The organism is Planococcus sp. ISL-110 (genome assembly GCF_018613575.1).
In the GTDB taxonomy this organism is placed as follows: domain Bacteria; phylum Bacillota; class Bacilli; order Bacillales_A; family Planococcaceae; genus Planococcus.
In genome coordinates, this window is the sequence record NZ_JAGGPX010000012.1 from 66,505 (window position 1) to 87,022 (window position 20,518).

Consider the following 20,518-nt stretch of genomic DNA (forward strand, 5'->3'; position numbering starts at 1 on the left):
GATGTAAAGGTCGCGCTGATAAACTAGAGTTCCCATATCACTGAAGAAGAGATAGCTGGGGTGATTTAAGGGAACGAACTTTTCTTTGACGAAAAGTCCTTCCATCAAAATTATTAAGCGCTACTGAAACACTGGATTCCAAAAAATCCTTGCGGAATCTCAGCAATTGAACGTTTGAATGTCCCTTATACAACACACGTAAAAAAGGCGAATCTCATAAAAAATGAGATTCGCCTTTTCAGCTTGTTGAAAAAGTCTTCATACTACATTTCGCTCTAGGCGGACGCATTCCACGGGCACGGCTTCTGCCGCTTTGCTCGCTCTGCTCAGTCCAGTGGAGATCGTGTCGCTCTGTCGCTTTGCTCCCGTTAGAGTCGCCGCCTTCCGCTACATTCAAAGAAGAAAGCGTTCATAAAGTGGTTTGGAGAAGCGTCCGCTCGACTCCTGCGGAGCAGCGTTAGCGACGAGACGGCCGAGACCCCGCAGAGAGCAAAGCGAACGAGGAGGCTTGGACGCGAGCCCGCGGAAAGCGAGCGGTAAGCTTCGGAAAACCACGGCTTGTTAGAAGTTTCTCGACAGCCTGAAAAGGCGAATCTCATAAAAAATGAGATTCACCTTTTTCTTTTTAGTTGCCGACGACAAATTCCTGGTAGCGGTCGTAATCCTCGTGGCTCAATTCAACCTTCAGCAAGGTGCCTTCTTCTTCGTATTCCGTTTCCAGAATGCTGGCTTGTTCGTTTAAATAAGCGACGATATCACCGCGGTCGAACGGGATGACCATCCGGCAAGTGACGTAATCTGCAAAAATCCGTTTTTTGATGACTTCCAGAAGTTCATCCAAACCCTTGCCTTCTTTTGCAGCCATCCACACGCCATCTCCGGTTACAGCCGGATAACGGACGCCCGCCAAATCCGATTTATTGTAGACGTACAGCGTTGGTACATTTTCCACCCCAACAGCCTGTAAGGTCAAATTCGTTACTTCCATCATATAGCGATGTTCTTCATTGGAAACATCCACGACATGCAGCAGCAGATCCGCATTTCGGGCTTCCTCCAATGTGGAACGAAACGCTTTTACCAAGTGATGTGGCAGTTTGCTGACAAATCCGACTGTATCCGTCAGCAGGAAGCTTTTATTGTCTTCCAGTCGTATTTGCCGGACCGAGGTTTCCAATGTCGCGAACAACATGTCTTTTTCAAACACCTGCTTTTCATCGTCCTGGCCAGTTTTCGCCAACAATCCATTCATGATCGTCGATTTCCCAGCGTTTGTGTAACCAACCAGCGAGACGACAGGCATGCCCTTTTTAGTCCGCTGCTTACGCTGCGTGACACGCTGATCCTTAATATGCTCCAACTCTTTGTGAAGCTTCGAAATCTGTTCTTCGATTTTCCGGCGATCCAGCTCCAGCTTCGTCTCCCCGGCTCCACGGTTGGCTACGCCTCCGCTGCTGCTGCCTCCTTGACGTCCTAGTGAAGCACGCAGGCCAACTAAACGCGGCAGCATGTATTGAAGCTGCGCCAGCTCCACCTGTACCTGTGCTTCGCGTGTTTTTGCACGACGCGAGAAAATATCCAGAATCAGCATGGTCCGGTCAATCACTTTACATTCCAAGTCTTCTTCCAGATTCCGGATCTGCGATGGTGACAGCTCATCATTGAAAATCACCAGATTCGCATCTGCCTCTTCATAGAAAGCTTTTATTTCTTCCACTTTTCCACTTCCCACGTAATGAGAAGGGTTGATACGATCCAGGTTCTGCGTAATTTCTCCGGCCACTTCCACATTGCAGGCCTCCGCTAAATTATGCAGTTCTTCCATTCCATATGCGAAATGAAGATCTTTTTGAAGCTGGACACCGACAATGACCGCTTTTTCTTGTAATTCATCCATTTATCATGTCCTCCTAGTTCAGGAAAGGAAAATTCCCATTCGATTTCTCCATTTTACCACAGTTTCTCAGCTGCTTAGCTACACGAGGGGCAGCCAATACTGCCCCTGTTCAAATTCCACTTTATCTTCACCCTCCGCAAAATGTACTTCTTCCAGACGTTCCATCGGATGATCCGTTTTTCTGAATTCAAGGCGGCAATTATCCAGTTCCAGGCTTCCGCCCAGAATTGTCTGCCATTTACTGGCGGCTTCTTTTGGATTCCATACGCCAAAAACACAGCGATCAATTGCCATTTTTTCGTTTGATGCTTGAACAATGCCATTATCCCTTAGTTTCTTGTAGCGCTCTTGATCCGTTTTCTGCCATTCAATGAAAAATGGATATGGCAGCCGGGCCGATACGGCTTCTTCAATAAACAGCATCCTCCACTTGATCAACTGCCCGGCTTCGGTCCGGCGTTCAGCATCCAGAACTCCCGATGTGTTGATTCCACGATTTCTAAGGTCATCATTTAAGCCCTTGATGTTCTTGGTGCGCAAACATACCGTTCCAAAACCGGCTTGGTCATGCAACAGCTGCCGGGTAAGAGGATGATCAGCATGGCAAGCAACTTCCTCTTTCTCTACTGCCAACCATTCGATATAGCAATCTTTCAAATACAAGAGAGCATTATGCGTTCCCCAGCTTATATGCTGTCCTCCCACAGCCGCATGAAATCCTCGTTCCCGCCAATAGGCTGTCGTTTCCTGCGGATTTTCATGGACGAAATGAACAATATGATCCAACTCCATAAAGCACCTCACTTATTTTTTCTGTCATGCTATACCGTTCGCCATCGTTTCCCTAGTCTCCTTTAAGCAGGAAAAAGTAAAGTTTCTATGCATAAAGCTGATTAACCTAACTAAAATTTGGTTTTTTACCATAATGGGTGGTTTTTATTCTGCATATTCGGTAGGGTAAACTATAGAAAAGCTTATAGGAGGTCACGATGGAAAAAAAATTGTTGAAAAATCCCGTATTTATAGTATCCGCCGCCGTTATTATTATACTAGTTATTTTTGGTGCGGCGACACCAGTACAGTTTGGGGAAGTAGCGGGAAGCTTATTTAGTTTTACCACCTTGAATTTCGGCTGGTTCTACTTGCTTGCTGTCTTTGTCATTACCCTCTTCCTTATTATCATCGCATTGTCCAAATATGGCGGCATTCGACTTGGGGCCGACAGCGATCGTCCGGAATTCCCCTTCTTTACTTGGATCGGCATGCTATTTTCTGCCGGATTCGGAGCAGGCCTCGTATTTTGGGGCGTAGCTGAACCGATGAGCCATTTTTTCACCACCCCTTTCGCCAATGAAGCGCAAACGCCAGAAGCAGCGAGAATCGCCATGGGTTATTCGTTTTTCCACTGGGGAATCAGCCAATGGTCGGTATTCGCTATTGTCGGGCTCGTCATCGGATTTCTTCAATTCCGCAAAAAGAAACCTGGCTTGGTCTCAACAGCTCTGGAGCCGGTACTCGGCAGCAAGCCATTAATCAAACACTCTATCGATTCCCTTGCGGTCATCGCTACAGTCATGGGGATTGCCACATCTCTCGGCTTGGGTGTTCTTCAAATGAATGGCGGACTGAATGCCGTATTCGGCATCGACAACGCCTTTCCGATACAGCTGGGCATTATTGTTGTCATGTTCGCTGCCTACACCTTATCTTCTTCCACTGGATTGAAGAAAGGGATTGCGTATTTAAGCAACTTGAACCTTGGACTGGCCTTAGTGCTGATGGTCTTTGTCTTTATTGCTGGTCCCACCGTCTTCATCATGGAGACTTTCACATTAGCGATGGGCGATTACATCACTAACTTCGTCTCCTATAGCCTACGCCTTCAGCCTTATGCAGATGGCGGCTGGGTACAGGGCTGGACCATTTTCTATTGGGCCTGGGCGATTGCCTGGTCTCCGTTCGTCGGGGCATTTGTCGCGCGCGTCTCCAGAGGACGCACCATCCGTGAATTCGTAATGGGCGTACTCGTCATTCCACCAGCTATCGCTTGTCTGTGGATTGCAGTCTTTGGCGGCACCGCACTTTGGTACGACTTGAATCAAGGCACTGGAATTGCCGAAGCCGTCAATAACGACCTGACATCGGCCCTATTCCAGACTTTCGGAGTTCTGCCTTTGACAACCATTATGTCGGTTCTAGCCATTCTGCTGATTTTCACTTTCCTAGTGACTTCTGCTGACTCGGCCACTTACATCCTGGCTTCTATGACCAGCTATGGCAGCTTAAATCCACCAACTTTTTTCAAGATTGTCTGGGGCGTGCTGATGTCCGCAATTGCTGCGGTTCTGCTGTATGCAGGCGGACTGGAAGCTCTTCAAACAGCTTCCCTGATATCGGCTCTGCCTTTCACCGTGCTGCTTGTATTGATGCTTTGGTCCTTCACTAAAATCATTCGCACAGAATCACCGCCAATTCGGAGATCTGAATTGCAGCGATTTAAACAGATGGAACAAGAAGCCCGAAAGCAACGCAATAAATAACCGGACAAACAGCAAAAGACGTACAGCTCTTTCCAGATGGAAAGAGCTGTACGTCTTTTTGTTTGGAGAATTATTTATCTTCGTTGATCAAGCGAACTGTTTCATCAAATTCTTTTTCAATCTGCGCATCTGGTTTGTAGGTCACCAGACTGACAAGCCATGTCACAATCAGGCACAGGAAGAAGCCTGGAATAATTTCATAAACACTGCCCATGAAATTGGTCATTTCAGTGGCTCCAGGCTCGTCTGCAGCTGTACCGAGCAAGTCCCAAACAATAACCGTTACAGCACCGACGATCATTCCGGCCAAAGCGCCTTTTGAAGTCAGCTTGCGCCAGAATAGAGAAAACAGGATGATTGGTCCGAAAGCGGCACCAAATCCTGCCCACGCATAAGCGACAAGGCCCAAAATGGTATTATTTTGCTCCCATGCAAGGTATGCAGCAAAAACAGCAATCACTGCTACAGCAATACGCCCTAAATTCACGTAGCCTTTTGGTGATGATTCTTTTTTGAATGCAATCTTGTATAAATCTTCAATCAATGCAGATGAACTGACCAGCAGCTGAGAAGAAATCGTACTCATAACAGCGGCCAGAACAGCAGCCAATACAAATCCGGCAACCAATGGATGGAACAAGATCTGGCTCAAGTCTAGAAAGACCGATTCAGGATCCACTAAAGTTGCTGAAGGATTCTGTTGGAAGTAAGCAATCCCGACAAGCGCTGTTGCCGTTGCTCCAAGAAGACTGAAAATCATCCAGCTCATACCGATGCGGCGGGCTATGCGAACTTCTTTCAATGTTTTAATCGCCATAAAACGGACGATGATATGCGGCTGGCCAAAATAACCCAGACCCCAGGCCACCGCAGAGATGACTCCGATTGTTGATGCTCCCGAAACTAGGTTCAACATGTTCGGATCCACTTCACGAATGCTTGCAGCAGTTTCACTAAATCCGCCTGTAGCGAAAATCCCAATTGCCGGTACCGCGATCAAAGCCAATACCATCATAATGCCTTGGACAAAGTCCGTGTAGCTGACGGCCAGGAATCCGCCGAACAGCGTATAGGCTACAACAACAACTGAGCCTAGAACAAGACCTAAATGATAGTCCATCCCGAACGAGCTCTGGAAGAATAACCCAGATGCTACCATTCCGGATGACACGTAAAATGTGAAGAAAATCAAGATAATAATACCCGAAACAATTCTTAATAACCGTGATTTATCTTTCAAACGGTTCTCCAGGAAACTTGGAATCGTAATGGAGTCGCTTGTGACGAACGAATAAATCCGCAAGCGCGGTGCAACAAAGTACCAGTTTAAAAAGGCACCCACTGTCAATCCAATTGCAATCCATACCTCAACTAATCCACCAAGGTAGATAGCACCTGGCAATCCCAGTAAGAGCCATCCGGACATATCCGATGCACCGGCACTGAGTGCAGCAACTGCCGGTCCAAGCCCCCTTCCACCAAGCATGTAGTCGGATAAATTTGCAGTTTTTCGATAAGCATACCAGCCAATAAATAGCATGGCTGCAAGATAAATAGCTAAAGCAATGATTTGATATGTCGTATCTGTCATTTTATCCCCTCCTTATTTTACAGTGTAACATTATTGACACTTTTTAAAAGTCCCATTTTGGTTTTACAGTCAATATAAGGGGGGAAAAGAGTCTCAAGGAGGAGATTATTATGCCATGGAGCAAAAATGATTATCCGGATTCGTTTAAAAACCTGGACAACGCCGTCCGCAGTAAAGCCATTGAAATAGCCAACGCGCTGTTGCGTGATGGCTATGAAGAAGAACGCGCGATTCCCATTGCTCTCGATCGTGCAAAACAAAGTGTAGTAAGAGATGAAGAGCGGCCAATCTACGAAATCAGAAAACACGATGAAGGATGGCAATTAAAGAAGAAAGACAGTAAAAAAGCCATTCTGATCGAAGAAACAAAGAAGAGTCTGATGGGGGAAGCCAAGCGTTACGTCAACAAGAACCATGGGGAGCTGCACATTTACAACGAAGATGGTTCCCTATCGGAAACGCTTTACGAATGACTCGGGAACAGTAAAATACCGCTGTCAGCTGACAGCGGTATTTTACTTGAACCAGCCTTTTTCTTTAAAACGGGAAATTGCTTCAATCCGGTTCCCGACCTCCAGCTTGTCCAAGATGGTCGAAATATAATTCCGGACAGTGCCGGTTGTAATGAACAGCTCCTTGGCAATTTCTTTCGTGCTGCGCCCTTCGGCGATCAGTTCCATGACCTGGCTTTCGCGGTCAGTCAATGGATTTTCATCAGCATAAGCCAAATCCACCAATTCCGGCGCATAGATACGGCGTCCATCCATGATTGTCCGGATCGATGTTGCCAAGTCTTCACTTGGACTATCTTTCAGCAAATACCCGCTGACTCCCGCTTTTCTCGCGCGCTCAAAATAGCCCGAACGTGCAAATGTGGTCAGAATAATGATTTTGCACGGCTGGTCCCTCAGAATTTCTGCAGCATCCAATCCGCTTTTTAACGGCATTTCAATATCCATGATGCAAATATCAGGTTCCAGCTTTTCTACAAGCTCGATCACTTCTTCCCCATTCGACGCTTTGCCGACCACTTCCATATCCTCTTCCAAATCCAATAACGAACCCAAAGCTCCCAGCATCATCCGCTGATCTTCAGCTAATACGATCCGAATCATTCGACCGCCTCCTTTGAACTATAAAGAATCACGTTTGGCACCCGGATATTCAAGGTGGTGCCTTCCATTTCTTTAATATCCACCGAACCATTGACAAATTCCAGACGTTCGCGCATCCCTGCCAACCCGTTTCCTTGCAAGGAAGTGTTCCCTTCCGGAAATCCCTTGCCATCATCCTGTACCTGCACAAGAATCTCTTCAGGATTTTGCTTGATTAAGACACTGCAACGTGCAGCACCACTATGTTTGACTACGTTCGTCACCGCCTCTTTCAGGCACATGCTCAAGACATTTTCCACCAAAAGCGGCGTATTGGTCAACTGCGGTGAACCATAGAACACAAAATCGATTTCAGCAGCTTTCAATATCTGCTGGATTCGCAATAATTCTTCGTCCAGCTTAGTGCCGCGCATATTGGACACCAGCTCCCTCACTTCCTTTAAAGCAGTGCGGGCTGTCTGCCGAACATCGTTTATTTCATTTAAAGCAGATTCTGGATTCCGGTAAATAAGCTTACCCGCCAAATCACTTTTCAAACCGATCAATGACAATTTCTGGCCTAATGTATCATGAAGATCGCGTGCAATCCTTTCACGTTCTTCGATGATGATAAGTTGGGAAATCCGCTTATTGGCATCTTCAAGTTGTCCCTCCAACTTTTCCCGCTTGTTGCGGTTATAAGTATTGAAGGGCAAAAGAATTACTCCCAATATACTGAGTACAATAAACGGCAGCTGGGAAAGATACAGTTCACTGTGTTCAAAAAAGCCGAATACCACAGCTGCAATCGTCGTTCCGATGTGAATGCCATAAATAATGAAAAAGCCGACTTTGTTGCGCAAATTCCCAATGAAAAAACCGACAAAAATTGAAAGATAAACATAACCGAACAGCAGGATCATCCCGATATTGATAGCCATTTCAAAGCTCACCCAAACATAAACAAATCCGGTTCTCGAATTGAAAGAAAGGCGATATGCAACGAAGAACAACAACAGCAGCAAAATGCCAAAAATAATTTCAGACAGCAAAGAAGAACGAAAAATAAAGAAGAAAGGCAAAATACAAAAGATAACCCAAGCGTAAAGGCTTAACCATGGGTTTTTAGGGAATATTTGATACCAGCTTTGCATAACGGTCTCCGCTTCCTTTCTATTAATGGTTTAATCATAGCAAAAAAATAGGCAAAAGAAAAAACCATTCCGCTAAGAATGGTTTTTTGCTTGTCTTTTTACTGTTCAGCAGTTTTCGAATTGCTTAACAAGTGCTTGATATCACCAAATGTAACGAATGTTTTATTCGGTGCATCGTACAATTTATAGCGCAATGATTTAAGGCTGGATTTGATGTTGATTGTTGTCGCCTGTTGAAGCGGCGGAGTAGACTCGTGCGCTTTTTCCAGGTTGTAGTTTGGAACACGCGGGCTCAAGTGATGCACGTGGTGGAAGCCGATATTGCCGGTTACCCATTGCAATACTTTTGGAAGTTGGTAATACGAGCTTCCTTCTACTGCCGCTTTTACATAATCCCATTCGTTTTCGTCTTCAAAATACGAATCTTCGAATGTGTGCTGGACGTAGAACAACCAGATACCGAATGCTCCGGCAATAAACATCGTTGTTCCTTGAATAATCAGGAATGCCTGCCAGCCGATTGCCCAGATTAAGAGCGAATAGATGACAACAAGAGAGATATTGATCAAATACGTGTTGTTACGTTCTTTTTTACGTGCATCTTTACGATTGAAGCGGCTTGAAATCAAGACCAAGAACAAAGGACCAATTCCGAACATAACCAATGGATTGCGGTACATGCGGTATTTGAAACGTTCCCATTTCGAAGCTTCTACATATTCTTCGATTGTCATAATCCAGATATCGCCGACTCCGCGCTTATCAAGATTCCCACTTGAAGCATGGTGAATCGAATGCTCGCGTTTCCACTTTTCGTAAGCGAAAAGGGTCATGATGCCTGTAATAGTACCAACAATTGCATTTGCTTTTTTGTTTTTGAAAAACGATCCGTGCGTGCAGTCATGGAAGATGATGAATGTACGGATAACGAATGCGGCTGCCACTGCGGATAACGCAATAGTTAACCAGATTGAGACATCGAGTGCTTGATAAGCCAAGAACCATGCCAATATAAAAGGTGGAATTGTATTCACTAATTGTCTTACACTTGATTTGACATCCGCCTTTTCAAAAGGGGCGACATATTTGCGTAACTGCGCTGTTTTTTCTCTGCTCATGTCTTAGTCTTCCTCCTTGTGCGAACTTTTTCAGTCCAAATAACTTATTAACCTAATCATAAAGGGAAAACTGTATGGCCATAAGACATAAACGTCTATATTTACATATGACAGTTGTCATGTATTTCAAAAAATCTACTTCTTTAAAATTACAAGTGATATGTGTATACTGTAAGTAATCAGAAAAATCAGAACGGAGTGAGGCGTATGACCGGTCTTGTTGCCGTCATCATGATCTTTTCAATACCACTTGTAGCCATCATCAGCTCACACTTCCAGACGCAGTTAAAACTTAAGCACAAGATGATTGAGACTGAATTGGAACTCGAAAAGCTGAAACACGATAATTTCATCATCGAAACAGAGAAAATGCGTCTCGAACTGGAAAAACTGAAATTGGAAGACGCTAAAAAAAATGAACATTTACTGCTGAAATAAGAACAGCAAAAGGCCCATCACTGGATTGCGTGATGGGTCTTTTTGGCGCTTCCGCTTTCCTTACGCAAATACGCTGTTTTCAATTTGTTTTAATTGATGGAAATAGGATTTTCTTTCCATCAGTTCTTTGTAGGATCCGCTTTCGACGATGCGGCCGTTTTCCATCACGATGATCTGATCCATTTTTTCGAGGCCTGCCAGATCATGGCTGATTAGGACGAACAGATTTTCTTTGCCTTGCTGGAAAAGTTCCTGGTAAATGGCTTGGCCTGTCAGGCTGTCGACTGAAGAAACCGGTTCATCGAGAAGCCAAAGCGATTTGCCTTTCAGGAGAGCCCGCGCGATTGCCAAACGCTGCTTTTGGCCTCCAGACAAATTCTGCCCTTTCTCTTCCATGGCCATCGATAGCGGAAATAGTTCCAGGTGAACTTTAGCCAATGCCTGTTCCATCTGTTCATCGCTTGCCGTTGGATCGGCAATCAATAAATTGCTGCGTACCGTACCATAGAAGAAATGATTTTCCTGCAGCACTATGTTCATTTTCTGCCAGATGGCTTCCTGTCCGAAGTTTTCGGCCGGTTTCCCACCAATTGACAATTGCCCCTGATCAAGAGGGAAGACATTCAGCAGCAATTGCATAAGCGTCGATTTGCCGGAACCGCTTGGCCCGACAATCGCAGTCTTCGTGCCCGGCTTTAAATGAATGGAAACATCATCAACTGCCAAGTTCTTTTCTCCCGGATAGCTGAAGGATGCTCCCGTAAGCTCTATATCAAGCGGACCGTCCGGAAGCTGTTCCGTTCCCCGCAGTGCGGACGGCTCTGCGACAATTTCTTCTAACCGCACAGCGGCTTTTCTACTTTCTTCAAAATATGCCGGGAATGCAGCCATTGGCGCCACATTTTCAAAGGCGGCAATGGAAATCATGACAAGCATAGCCAAATACAAGCCGTCCAGTTCACCCGCTGCCACAAAATACGCTCCAACACCCAGTACAAAAAACGACACCAGCAATGCCACCAACGAATTGATGGACTGAGCCAGATTTTCCTCCAGCCCTTCTTTTCGCTGCCCTTCGTTATACCGGGCTGCATCAGTTGTCAGCTGCTGTTCTTTCGCGCTGAGCTGCTGGTGAATTTTCAGATCACGAAAACCATAAAGGAATTCAGTCGCTTCAATAGCCAAACTTCCCCGCTTCGCTCTGACTTGTCCATCTGTCCGTCGTTTCCTAATGGAAAAAAGCGCTGGAACTGCAACGACCGTCAGCAGCATTCCGATGAACATGACAGCAGCAATTCCCATGGAAAAGAATGAGCTGAAGAAAATGGTACTTAAAAAGACGATGCCCAATACAACCGGCGGGTAAAAAACACGCAGCAGAAAATTCTGCAGACTTTCTACGTCCCCAACGATTCGGGACAATAAGTCCCCACTTCTGTACTTGCCGAATATTCCAGGAGCCAGTGGAGCCAGACGCTCAAAGAAGGACATTCTCAAATGGCTGAGCATAGTGAATGTTGCCCGGTGAGAATACAAACGCTCCCCGTAACGGCTTAATGCCGAAGCAAAGCCGAATAATTTCAGGCAGGCTGCCATGACGACAAGTGTCGTCATTTGAGAAGTCAACGCGGCTTTGGAAATTAAATAACCGCTTGAACCCATCAAGGCGACTCCCGCTACGCCCGCTATAAATCCGAAGAAGATGGCAATGGAAACGTCCTTCTTCTCAATCAACATCAATTTCAAAACATGCTTTAACTCATTCATCGCACGCCACCTCCCTGCTGTGCAGAAAGCATCTCTTTATAAGGGCCATAATTTTGCAGCAGTTCATCATGGCTCCCCGCGGCTTCAAGCCTGCCATTTTCCAGGAAGAAAATCAGGTCCGCCCGCTTGATGGTATGCAGTCGGTGAGCAACCGTGATGACTGTTGATGTTTTTTGCAGCTCATGAAGCGAGTCCTGCAGGATCTGTTCCGTTCGCAGATCAAGGCCAGTCGTCGGCTCATCAAATAAAATCAGTGAGGGTCGTTTCAAAAAGGCGCGAGCCAGCGCAATCCGTTGTTTCTCTCCGCCAGATAATCCACGGCCTGCTTCGCCGATTGGTGTCTCAAAGCCCTGTTCAAGCGTTAAGACCCATTCTGCGATTCCCGCCTTTTCAGCGGCTGCCAGCACTTCCGCATCACTGACTGGCCGATTGGCACCAATTACCATATTTTCACGAATGGTGCCGGCAAAAAGGTAGGGGGTTTGCGATATATAGCTCATTTGGTCAAACCAGGACTTCTCGCTGATGGTCTCCCGCGGAACTCCGTTGACCATTAGATCGCCCTCGGTTTGCGGAAGAAGCCCCGCCAGCAGATGCATAAATGTCGTTTTCCCAGAACCGCTTTTGCCGACAATCGCCACTTGGCTGTAAGGCGGAATTTCTCCATTGAGTGGAGCCAGCGAAAATCCTTCTCCATATTGAAATGATAAACTTTCCAAGGAAAGGTGAGGCGGCTCGGATGCAATGGTTTCCTTGCCCCATGCCAGTGGTGAATGATTTTTCTCAAGCTCGGCCCCCAATTGATTGGCTGCCGATACGCTGCCGCGTGCTGTGTGGAAGGCACTCCCAAAATCCTTCAACAAATTAAAGAAATCCGGCACTAAAATCAGGATGAAAAACGCTGTAAAAAAGCTGATGCTGTCAAACACAACCAGACGCAGCCCGATTTCCAGCGCAACAATACCGATGCTCAGCATGGAAATGTATTCCAGCATCAAAGAAGATAAAAATGCGGATTTCAGCACTTCCATCGTGGAATCCCGGAAGTTTAAACTACTTTTACGGATGGCTTGCTGCTGCTTTTCAGCCTGACCGAATAGTTTGAGCGTCGACAACCCTTGCAGGATATCCAGGAAAGTACCGGAAAATCGGCTGAGCTGCTCCATTTTTTCATCCGCTTTTTTCTTCGTTCCTTTTCCGACCATTGCCATGAAAACCGGGATGAATGGTGCCGTGATGAGAATGATGACACCGGTTGTCCAGTTTTGAGTGAAAATAACACCCAATAACAGCAGCGGAATAATATAGGTTTGCATCATTTGTGGAATGTATTTACTGTAAAAGCCATCTACTTCATCTACTGCATCCATGAGCAGGCTGACTTTTTGGCCGGATTGGCCTTGAGCCGCAGAAAGCATTGGATTTTCCGCAAACGACTTTATTAAGGTAGTTCTAAACTCGCTCTTTACATCAGCAGCGAGGTTGACACCCGCCCTGCCAATTGCATAACCGGCTCCTACGCGCAGCAGGATTGCCGCGAACAAGCCGCCAAACAATGGCAGTAAACTTTCGAACGCCGCATCCTGAAGAAAAACACGATCGGCAATGAACACGAAAAATAAGGCTTGGCCGATGGTGGCGCTTCCCTTTACGAGCGATGCCGCTGCCAGGAAGGCCATTGTGTTTTTCCGTTGGAATGCCAGCTGTTTTAAATCGTTCATGCCATTCTCCCCTTCGCTTTACTTCCTTTCATTATAAAGCATACAATGCTGAAACCCCCGTCAGGCACCCGTGCCAACTGCATTTATCCACAGCTTTGTTACAATCACGTTCACAAATTCCAGTGTTTTTCTATACGTATAAAAAACCCTGCAGGCAACATCCCTGCAGGGTCGAAATCGTTAACTTTCAATTTTCTCTTCGTAAGCACCTGGTGAAGAAATGGCCATTTTTAAGCAAGCCATATCTTCTAGTATTCTCAGTTTCAAGGATTGATCAACACATTTTCGGTATTCTTCCATTAGCTTAATCAGTTCGTATTCGAAAATGGCCAACTCTTCTTCTGTGATCACTGCAAACACCCTCTTAGGTAAGCCGTTTTATACACCGTGCTTTATTACCTACTTTCGTAAGCCTATTATACCAAAATATTTATTTTTTTGCCATTAAAATAGATTTTTATTTTACAAAAGTAACAATAAAATGGAATATGAAGTTAATCCAGTACAAAAGGCCAATAAACTGCTTTCCCTTTCTTCAGGCAGTTCTTCTTTTAGGACGTTCAGAATGACCCCTCCTGCGAGGAAGGCCGTCAGCACGGAAATGATCCATTCATGGACATCAACAAAAGCTCCGATTCCCCAACCAATCAGGATGGCAGCGGCGAGCAGCCATCTGCCGTATCGATCGTAGTCCTCCCGATGCGTGGCCCGCAACCCCTTATCATTGGTCATAAAATGGACACCCATCGCGATAAAAAACAAGGACATCCCCCATGCATCTTCATACTCTTCCCTGACAAGCAAGTAACCGATGACTGCGTTGTAAAGGGCGAAGGAAATGATATGAACCCAGAAAACACCGGATGAAGCTTTCGATTGTGCTTTATGCTTGTTTTTTCTTTTCGAAGTTTTAACCGAGTGTTCCAAAGCATAAAAAATGACCAGGCCAGCCATCGCCACTAAGTATATATGGTTTTCCAAAAACTTCAGACTGCTATTCTCAAGCTCTCCCCGCAATTCATCCTGGAAGATTCCCAATTCCGGCAATAAATGCAAAAAGACATAAGCAACCGATATACCACCGGCAATGGAAAGAAATCGGCTGCGCGGCAAAACCTTCAGCAGCTTCAAGCGTTTTGAAAAAAGATGAAGCAATACAAATCCAATGGCAAAAATGAAGCTTAGACTAAGCATCCGCCGCCTTCCTCCTTTATACGTGAATAGTGCAGAATAGGATGATACGGATACCCTACATTCGAGATAACACTCTTTTTATTTATCTCCCCGTAGTTGCACATATATAAACAAACTGGATATTAGCGAAGCTTTTTCCTATAAAACAGCAAATAAAAAAAGCGTCCCGGAAGACGCTTTTACCTTATGCCCTTTCAATCTTTTAGACTTCCGCTTGCCGGCTGTGCTCAACGGATAATTCGCGCAGCTTAAATTTCTGTATTTTCCCTGAGGCTGTCATCGGGTATTCCTTGGTGAACTCGATGTAGCGCGGAATTTTATGGCGGGAAATTTTTCCAGTGAAATAAGTCTTCAACTCTTCTGCACTGAGAACTTCGCCTTCTTTCAGGATAATCCAGGCCATCAGCTCTTCACCGTATTTCGGATCCGGTACACCCACCACCTGAACATCCTGGATGGAAGAATGCTGGTAAAGAAACTCTTCGATTTCACGTGGATAAATGTTTTCACCTCCACGAATCACCATGTCTTTGATGCGGCCAGTGATGGCAATATACCCATCTTCGTCTTCAACTGCGATATCCCCTGTATGAAGCCAGCCTCTCGGGTCAATGGCAACTTTTGTGGCTTCTTCGTTCTTGTAATAGCCCTTCATCACATGATAACCTCTCGTGCAAAGTTCTCCGGGAACCCCTGCCGCGACTTTTTCTCCTGTCACCGGGTCGATGATTTTCACTTCCACTCCGGCATGCGGCTTACCAACTGTCGATACCCGTTTTTCAATATTATCATCGGCCCGCGTCTGCGTGATGACCGGTGATGATTCTGTCTGTCCGTAAGCGATGGTGATTTCCGAAGCTCCCATATCATGGATAACTTTCTTCATCACTTCAATTGGGCAAGGCGATCCCGCCATAATCCCCGTGCGAAGCGAAGAAGTATCAAAAGATGAAAATTCCGGATGGTTCAATTCCGCGATGAACATGGTTGGCACTCCATGAAGTCCGGTGCATTTTTCATCCTGCACCATCTGCAGCACAAGTTTCGGCTCGAATTGTTCGGCGATGACCATGGTCGTGGAGTGCGTCACTGCCGCCATCGTTCCGAGGACGCAACCAAAGCAATGGAAAAAAGGCACTGGAATGCACAGACGATCCCTTTCCGTCAGGTTCATCGTGTCGCCGATCAGCTTGCCATTATTGACAACATTCAAGTGCGTCAGCATGACACCTTTCGGAAATCCGGTAGTGCCAGACGTATACTGGATATTAATAACATCATCAGGGTCCATCGAATGGAAACGTTCCTCAAACTCAATGTCGCTGACCCCTTCAGCAAAAGCTTCGAATTCATTCCACGAATAGATTCCCGGATAACTATTGTCGCTCATAACAATCACCCGTTTAAAATGGGGCAGGTTTGCGCATGTAATCTGTCCTTTATCAGCTGTCGCCAACTCCGGGCAAACCGTTTCCAGAATTTCTATATAACTGGCCCCTTTAAATTCTTCCCCTAATATCAAAGTTGTCGCGTCCGACTGCTCCAATAAATACTCAAGTTCACTCGACTGATAGCTGGTATTGACCGTCACCAGTACGCCACCCATTTTGCCGGTGGCGAATTGGCTCAGCAGCCATTCACGCTTATTGTCTGACCAAATGGCCACATGCTCCCCTTTTTCTATGCCGATGCCGATAAACGCCTTTGCCAGGTAATCCGTTTCTTCATCAAATTCCTTATAGGTTTTCCGGATTCCATGCTCCGGATAGACGTAAGCCTCAGTCTCCGGATTACGTGCAGCCTGTTCTTTCACGACTTGGCCGACAGTTTTCTGCAAAATAACCATTCTCCATCCCCCTAGTTGAAAACGTTTTCAGTCCACTATATGTTATCACAAAATTCCAAATTAATGGAACCGCTGTATTTGAAAAACGGTCAGCTCGCTCTTATCGTGCACAGCGTGATAAACTAAAACTATTACACGCAACGGAAGGGATCGACCATGGACTTACAAATAATGCAGGACCAACTTACAGAACGCCTTTTGCAGCAGCAGCTGGTGTCAGCAACTATCAGCCAGCCACGGCTTAAATCAAATGACATCAAGCGGATCAAACTAAAGCCGGTAGAGATCAAAAAGGAATACCTGATTCAATTTGAATACCAGCATGAACATGTGTTGAAACATGAAAACCTGCCGGTGGAGGAAGCAGCGCGGAAATTGGCTGTTCTGTTCACCGATTTCCGCCAAGCCTTATTCCAATTTACAGACGAGCAAGTGCAGATCCAGTTGTCCAAAAAATTCAAAGTCAGCTGGAAAACGGAACAGACCGGAGAGAAAAAAGTCGAGTTGTCGCATAACCGCAAAAAACAGTATTTGCTGGAAGACGGCATTCCATATCCGTTTCTGGTGCGCCTAGGCGTACAGAGTGCGGACGGAAAAGTCAAAAAGCAGAAATACGATAAATTCCGCCAAATCAACCGCTTTATCGAATTTATTGATGATGCACTTGCCCATTTACCGCAGGACCGCACCGTCCGCATCCTCGATTTCGGTTCTGGAAAATCGTATTTGACCTTTGCGCTGTATCATTATTTACGCATTGAAAAAGGACTGGATCTCCGTGTTACCGGGCTGGATTTAAAAAAAGAGGTAATCGAGGAATGCCAGCAGATCGCGCAGGATCTTCGCTACGATCGGCTCGAATTTCTGGTCGGCGATATCAACGATTACAATAATGAATCAGCTGTTGATATGGTTGTCACCCTGCATGCCTGTGACGTGGCGACCGATATGGCCTTAGCGCGTGCCATCAAATGGGATGCCAAGGTGATTTTGAGCGTTCCCTGCTGCCAGCATGAATTGAACAGCCAGGTAGCAGCACCTGAGCTCGGCATCATGCTTCAGCACGGACTGATCAAAGAGCGCTTCAGTGCCTTGGCTACCGACTCCATTCGTGCAGAACTGCTGTCGCTGGTCGGCTACGAAACTCAGTTGATGGAGTTTATCGATATGGAGCATACGCCTAAAAATATTTTGATCCGTGCCTATAAAACCGGCCGAAAACCGGCTGCTGGACAATTTGAATGCTACCAGCAGTTCACCTCTTTACTGTCAGCCAAACCATTTTTAGAAAACGAATTAAAGGAGTATTTATGAAACGCAAAAACCTGGTAAACGGCATAATTCTTGCTTTTTCTGTCGTGCTGATCCGTTTTATCGATGTCCGCATCTATGATATGAATATAATTGTCACTTTGCTGCTGCTAGTTGCCCTTATTTACGGAGCGATGCGGATCGTCGAACGGTTCCCCTCTCTTGATCAGCCTGTCAGCAAGCGCGCATCGTATACCGTCAACACACTGGTGATCATCTCCATCTTTCTGGCGTTCTTTATCTTTAAACTGTAGCAAACCTAAAAGAAGCGGCGGTCCGATTTTCGGCCGCCGCTTCTTTTTGTCCACTTAAGGAGAATTTTCATTCGGTTTTTTCTGCGCCTGTTCCCTAATTGTTTTGTATACATAGGTTTCTACCGGCTCCAGGGTGAATTTCAGGTTACTGGTCTTCAGGTGGTTTTCCAAATAATTCAGTTGATGCTCTTCCACTGTTTCTGATTGCAGGTTCAAGATATTGTGGACATATAGCATTCCATTATTTGTTGTCATCGGGCTGTCCTCTCCCGCTTTTTCGCGGGCTTCCACCTGCTTCATACCGAAAATTAACCCTTCATCCTCCAGTTCCTTTACCGCCTTGGCATACCGCTCGTCGCCAATTTCTTTCGATAAGTGCCGATCCAATTGTTTGATGTCATCAAAATCCGCACCTTTGTAGTATTGCGCATAGTATGCTATCAGAATCTGCTCTTTGTCCTCCATCTCTTTCATCGCCAATCCCTCCATCACTTTGCCGTTATTGCTGTTATTCCCTTTTCCTGAAGACAGTATGCATCGTTGATGAAGATCACAATAAAAAAGTGAAACTTTAGCATCTATAGTTCGTTACTACTACTGACACGATAAGAGAAAGCAGGTGCATCATATGGCTGAACAAGCGATCGTCCAAATTAAAAATCTGTCGAAAACGATCGGCAACAAAAAAATCATCAAAAACCTGAGCCTTGATTTGCACAAAGGTGAAATCACGGGATTCCTGGGACCGAATGGTGCAGGTAAAACCACCACTATCCGGATGATGGTCGGCTTGATGCGGCCCACTGAAGGAGAAGTTTGGATTGACGGCCAATCCGTACAAGGGGATTTTGAAGGCAGTATCCGGAAAGTCGGAGTCATTGTTGAAAACCCGGAGATGTACAAATACATGTCAGGCTATAAAAACCTGCTTCACTTTTCCCGGATGCATAAAGGTGTATCAAAAGAGCGTATTAATGAGGTTGTCAAACAAGTTGGGATGCAGAATCGCATCAACGAAAAAGTCGGTTCCTATTCACTCGGCATGCGCCAACGGCTCGGACTTGCACAGGCGCTTTTGCACGATCCGAAGTTTCTTATTCTCGATGAACCTACCAATGGACTCGATCCGGCCGGCATACGCGAGTTCAGGGTGTACCTCCAAAAAATCGCAAGGGAAAATGGCGTTGCAATTTTCGTCTCAAGCCATTTATTGTCTGAAATCGAATTGTTATGCGACCGGATTGCCATTATCCAGAATGGCGAATTGATCGACATTAAAAATGTCAACGAACTTCAGCAATCCCGCTACTACATTCAAGCAGAACCGCTGGAGCTTGCCGGAGAAGTGCTGGCGGGCGCTGGATTTCCCGCAGTGTTACATGACAAGGGCTATTTGATCGACTCTGGAGCGGAACATATACCAGGAGCCATTAACTTATTGGTCGGTGCCGGCGCTAGAATCTTTGCCGTCCAGCCGTATCGGGAAACACTGGAATCCCAATTCCTCGAAATGACGGGAGGCGGAGAAATTGCTCAAGCTCATACAGAATGAATGGATGAAATTATGGAGCCGGAAAGTTACTTGGATTATGATCGTATTGATGGTTTTTCTGGTATTTGCTGTTCTGGGCATCACCAAATGGATGAATTCCACGGGCAATGAAGAAATCAATGAAAGCTGGCAGGATATTACACAGACAGAACTCGCCAGCATCAGCCTCTTACTAGATGAACCCAATCTGAGTGAAACGCAGATTGATTATTACGAAGGGAAAATCGCCATCGCTGAGCACCGCCTGGAAAATGATATTGCGCCACTCGAATACGGCAGCATGCAGCAACAGGTGCTCGACACCCACATGATGATGTCGCTCGTTACGCTATTGACAGCCATCGTGGCAGCCGGCATCGTGGCTTCCGAGTTTTCGCAAGGCACCATTAAAATGCTACTGACGCGGCCGGTGAAACGCTGGAAAATCCTGACTTCCAAGTACATAACGGTTCTCCTGTTCGCCGTTTTACTGAGTGTCTTCCTTCTGATTTCAACAGCGTTTGCCGGACTGCTCTTTTTCGGTATTGGAGAAGGCCAACTTCTCGTTTGGAATGGTACTGAAGTAGCTGAAGCTTCATTTTGGCTGGAAGCACTGAAACTGGCGACTCTTAAATTTTCAAGTATCTGGATGATCAGCACATTCGCATTTATGTTGGGAACCGTTTTCCGTTCCAGTTCGCTGGCTATCGGCTTATCGATTTTCCTCATGTTCACAGGCGTTCAAGCGGTACTACTATTGCGGAATTATGAAATCGTCAAATACTATTTGTTCACCCATACAGACCTGACACAATTTTACACCGGCAATTTTCTGGTTCCGGGCATCACCATGTCGATGTCCCTCCTTGTACTGGCCGTCTATTTCCTGGTGTTCATGGCCATCAGCTACTGGACATTCGGAAAAAGAGACGTCACAGCTTAACAGAAAAGCAGAAGCGCCCATGTAGCTCTGAAGGGCATAAGACAGACCGGCAAAGCGGCGTTTTTTTGCCGCACAGCCGGGTTGGCTTATGACGCGAAGAGCTGGCTGCTGGAGTCTGG

The 20,518-nt window shown here is 46.0% G+C and carries 19 protein-coding genes; 7 read left to right on the top strand and 12 right to left on the bottom strand.

Annotation, left to right across the window (positions count from 1 at the left end; all coding sequences use genetic code 11):
- Window positions 1–625: 625 nt before the first annotated feature.
- Both hflX and J7I83_RS08085 read right to left on the bottom strand, forming a co-directional pair.
- Window positions 626–1,897 (bottom strand): GTPase HflX, encoded by a 1,272-nt coding sequence (gene hflX, locus J7I83_RS08080; RefSeq protein WP_215100189.1) that lies wholly within the window; start codon window positions 1,895–1,897, stop codon window positions 626–628.
- 78 nt (window positions 1,898–1,975) lie between these two features.
- Window positions 1,976–2,689, bottom strand: coding sequence for a VOC family protein (locus J7I83_RS08085; protein WP_215100190.1), 714 nt, complete (start codon window positions 2,687–2,689; stop codon window positions 1,976–1,978).
- Window positions 2,690–2,886: 197 nt separating this feature from the next.
- Between J7I83_RS08085 and J7I83_RS08090 the strand changes: the two genes are divergently transcribed.
- Window positions 2,887–4,437 (top strand): BCCT family transporter, encoded by a 1,551-nt coding sequence (locus J7I83_RS08090; protein WP_215100191.1) that lies wholly within the window; start codon window positions 2,887–2,889, stop codon window positions 4,435–4,437.
- Window positions 4,438–4,507: 70 nt separating this feature from the next.
- On the opposite strand, the gene putP is transcribed toward J7I83_RS08090, so the two are convergent.
- Window positions 4,508–6,028 (bottom strand): sodium/proline symporter PutP, encoded by a 1,521-nt coding sequence (putP, locus tag J7I83_RS08095; protein WP_215100192.1) that lies wholly within the window; start codon window positions 6,026–6,028, stop codon window positions 4,508–4,510.
- 110 nt (window positions 6,029–6,138) lie between these two features.
- Here putP and J7I83_RS08100 point away from each other — a divergent pair, with 110 nt between their 5' ends.
- A complete protein-coding gene (locus tag J7I83_RS08100) occupies window positions 6,139–6,501 on the top strand; it encodes a DUF2188 domain-containing protein (RefSeq protein ID WP_215100193.1) in 363 nt (120 codons plus the stop codon).
- Window positions 6,502–6,543: 42 nt separating this feature from the next.
- Here the strand turns inward: J7I83_RS08100 and J7I83_RS08105 are convergent, their stop codons facing one another.
- The 3 genes from J7I83_RS08105 to desA form a co-directional block, all read right to left on the bottom strand.
- Window positions 6,544–7,143: a response regulator transcription factor gene (locus J7I83_RS08105; protein WP_215100194.1), complete on the bottom strand. Its 600-nt coding sequence runs from the start codon at window positions 7,141–7,143 to the stop codon at window positions 6,544–6,546.
- On the bottom strand, window positions 7,140–8,276 hold the full coding sequence (locus J7I83_RS08110) for a sensor histidine kinase (RefSeq protein ID WP_215100195.1): 1,137 nt from the start codon (window positions 8,274–8,276) through the stop codon (window positions 7,140–7,142). Before J7I83_RS08110 ends, J7I83_RS08105 begins: the two co-directional genes overlap by 4 nt.
- A 98-nt stretch (window positions 8,277–8,374) precedes the next feature.
- Entirely contained in the window at window positions 8,375–9,394 is a 1,020-nt protein-coding gene (desA, locus tag J7I83_RS08115; protein ID WP_215100196.1) for a Delta(5) desaturase DesA, read from the bottom strand.
- A gap of 207 nt (window positions 9,395–9,601) precedes the next feature.
- Between desA and J7I83_RS08120 the strand changes: the two genes are divergently transcribed.
- Complete coding sequence (locus tag J7I83_RS08120) at window positions 9,602–9,832, top strand: hypothetical protein (RefSeq protein WP_215100197.1); 231 nt, start codon at window positions 9,602–9,604, stop codon at window positions 9,830–9,832.
- Window positions 9,833–9,892: 60 nt separating this feature from the next.
- On the opposite strand, the gene cydC is transcribed toward J7I83_RS08120, so the two are convergent.
- The 5 genes from cydC to J7I83_RS08145 form a co-directional block, all read right to left on the bottom strand.
- Window positions 9,893–11,599, bottom strand: coding sequence for a thiol reductant ABC exporter subunit CydC (gene cydC, locus J7I83_RS08125; RefSeq protein WP_215100198.1), 1,707 nt, complete (start codon window positions 11,597–11,599; stop codon window positions 9,893–9,895).
- Window positions 11,596–13,320, bottom strand: coding sequence for a thiol reductant ABC exporter subunit CydD (gene cydD / locus J7I83_RS08130; RefSeq protein ID WP_215100199.1), 1,725 nt, complete (start codon window positions 13,318–13,320; stop codon window positions 11,596–11,598). Before cydD ends, cydC begins: the two co-directional genes overlap by 4 nt.
- A 180-nt stretch (window positions 13,321–13,500) precedes the next feature.
- Complete coding sequence (locus J7I83_RS08135) at window positions 13,501–13,671, bottom strand: hypothetical protein (RefSeq protein ID WP_215100200.1); 171 nt, start codon at window positions 13,669–13,671, stop codon at window positions 13,501–13,503.
- 111 nt (window positions 13,672–13,782) lie between these two features.
- Window positions 13,783–14,514 (bottom strand): ZIP family metal transporter, encoded by a 732-nt coding sequence (locus J7I83_RS08140; protein WP_215100201.1) that lies wholly within the window; start codon window positions 14,512–14,514, stop codon window positions 13,783–13,785.
- A 202-nt stretch (window positions 14,515–14,716) separates the two neighbouring features.
- Window positions 14,717–16,360: an AMP-binding protein gene (locus J7I83_RS08145; RefSeq protein WP_215100202.1), complete on the bottom strand. Its 1,644-nt coding sequence runs from the start codon at window positions 16,358–16,360 to the stop codon at window positions 14,717–14,719.
- Between the two features lie 156 nt (window positions 16,361–16,516).
- On the opposite strand from J7I83_RS08145, the gene J7I83_RS08150 reads away from it, so the two are divergent.
- Together J7I83_RS08150 and J7I83_RS08155 are read left to right on the top strand one after the other, a co-directional pair.
- Window positions 16,517–17,674, top strand: a complete 1,158-nt coding sequence (locus J7I83_RS08150) for a class I SAM-dependent methyltransferase (protein WP_215100203.1) — start codon at window positions 16,517–16,519, stop codon at window positions 17,672–17,674.
- On the top strand, window positions 17,671–17,925 hold the full coding sequence (locus tag J7I83_RS08155) for a hypothetical protein (protein WP_215100204.1): 255 nt from the start codon (window positions 17,671–17,673) through the stop codon (window positions 17,923–17,925). Before J7I83_RS08150 ends, J7I83_RS08155 begins: the two co-directional genes overlap by 4 nt.
- Window positions 17,926–17,979: 54 nt before the next feature.
- Here J7I83_RS08155 and J7I83_RS08160 read toward each other — a convergent pair whose 3' ends face one another.
- Window positions 17,980–18,399 carry a hypothetical protein gene (locus J7I83_RS08160; RefSeq protein WP_215100205.1) on the bottom strand — a complete coding sequence of 140 codons (420 nt, stop codon included), beginning with the start codon at window positions 18,397–18,399 and terminating at the stop codon, window positions 17,980–17,982.
- 154 nt (window positions 18,400–18,553) lie between these two features.
- Here J7I83_RS08160 and J7I83_RS08165 point away from each other — a divergent pair, with 154 nt between their 5' ends.
- Both J7I83_RS08165 and J7I83_RS08170 read left to right on the top strand, forming a co-directional pair.
- A complete protein-coding gene (locus J7I83_RS08165) occupies window positions 18,554–19,477 on the top strand; it encodes an ABC transporter ATP-binding protein (RefSeq protein WP_215100206.1) in 924 nt (307 codons plus the stop codon).
- Entirely contained in the window at window positions 19,455–20,399 is a 945-nt protein-coding gene (locus tag J7I83_RS08170; protein ID WP_215100207.1) for an ABC transporter permease subunit, read from the top strand. Before J7I83_RS08165 ends, J7I83_RS08170 begins: the two co-directional genes overlap by 23 nt.
- Window positions 20,400–20,518 lie beyond the last annotated feature (119 nt).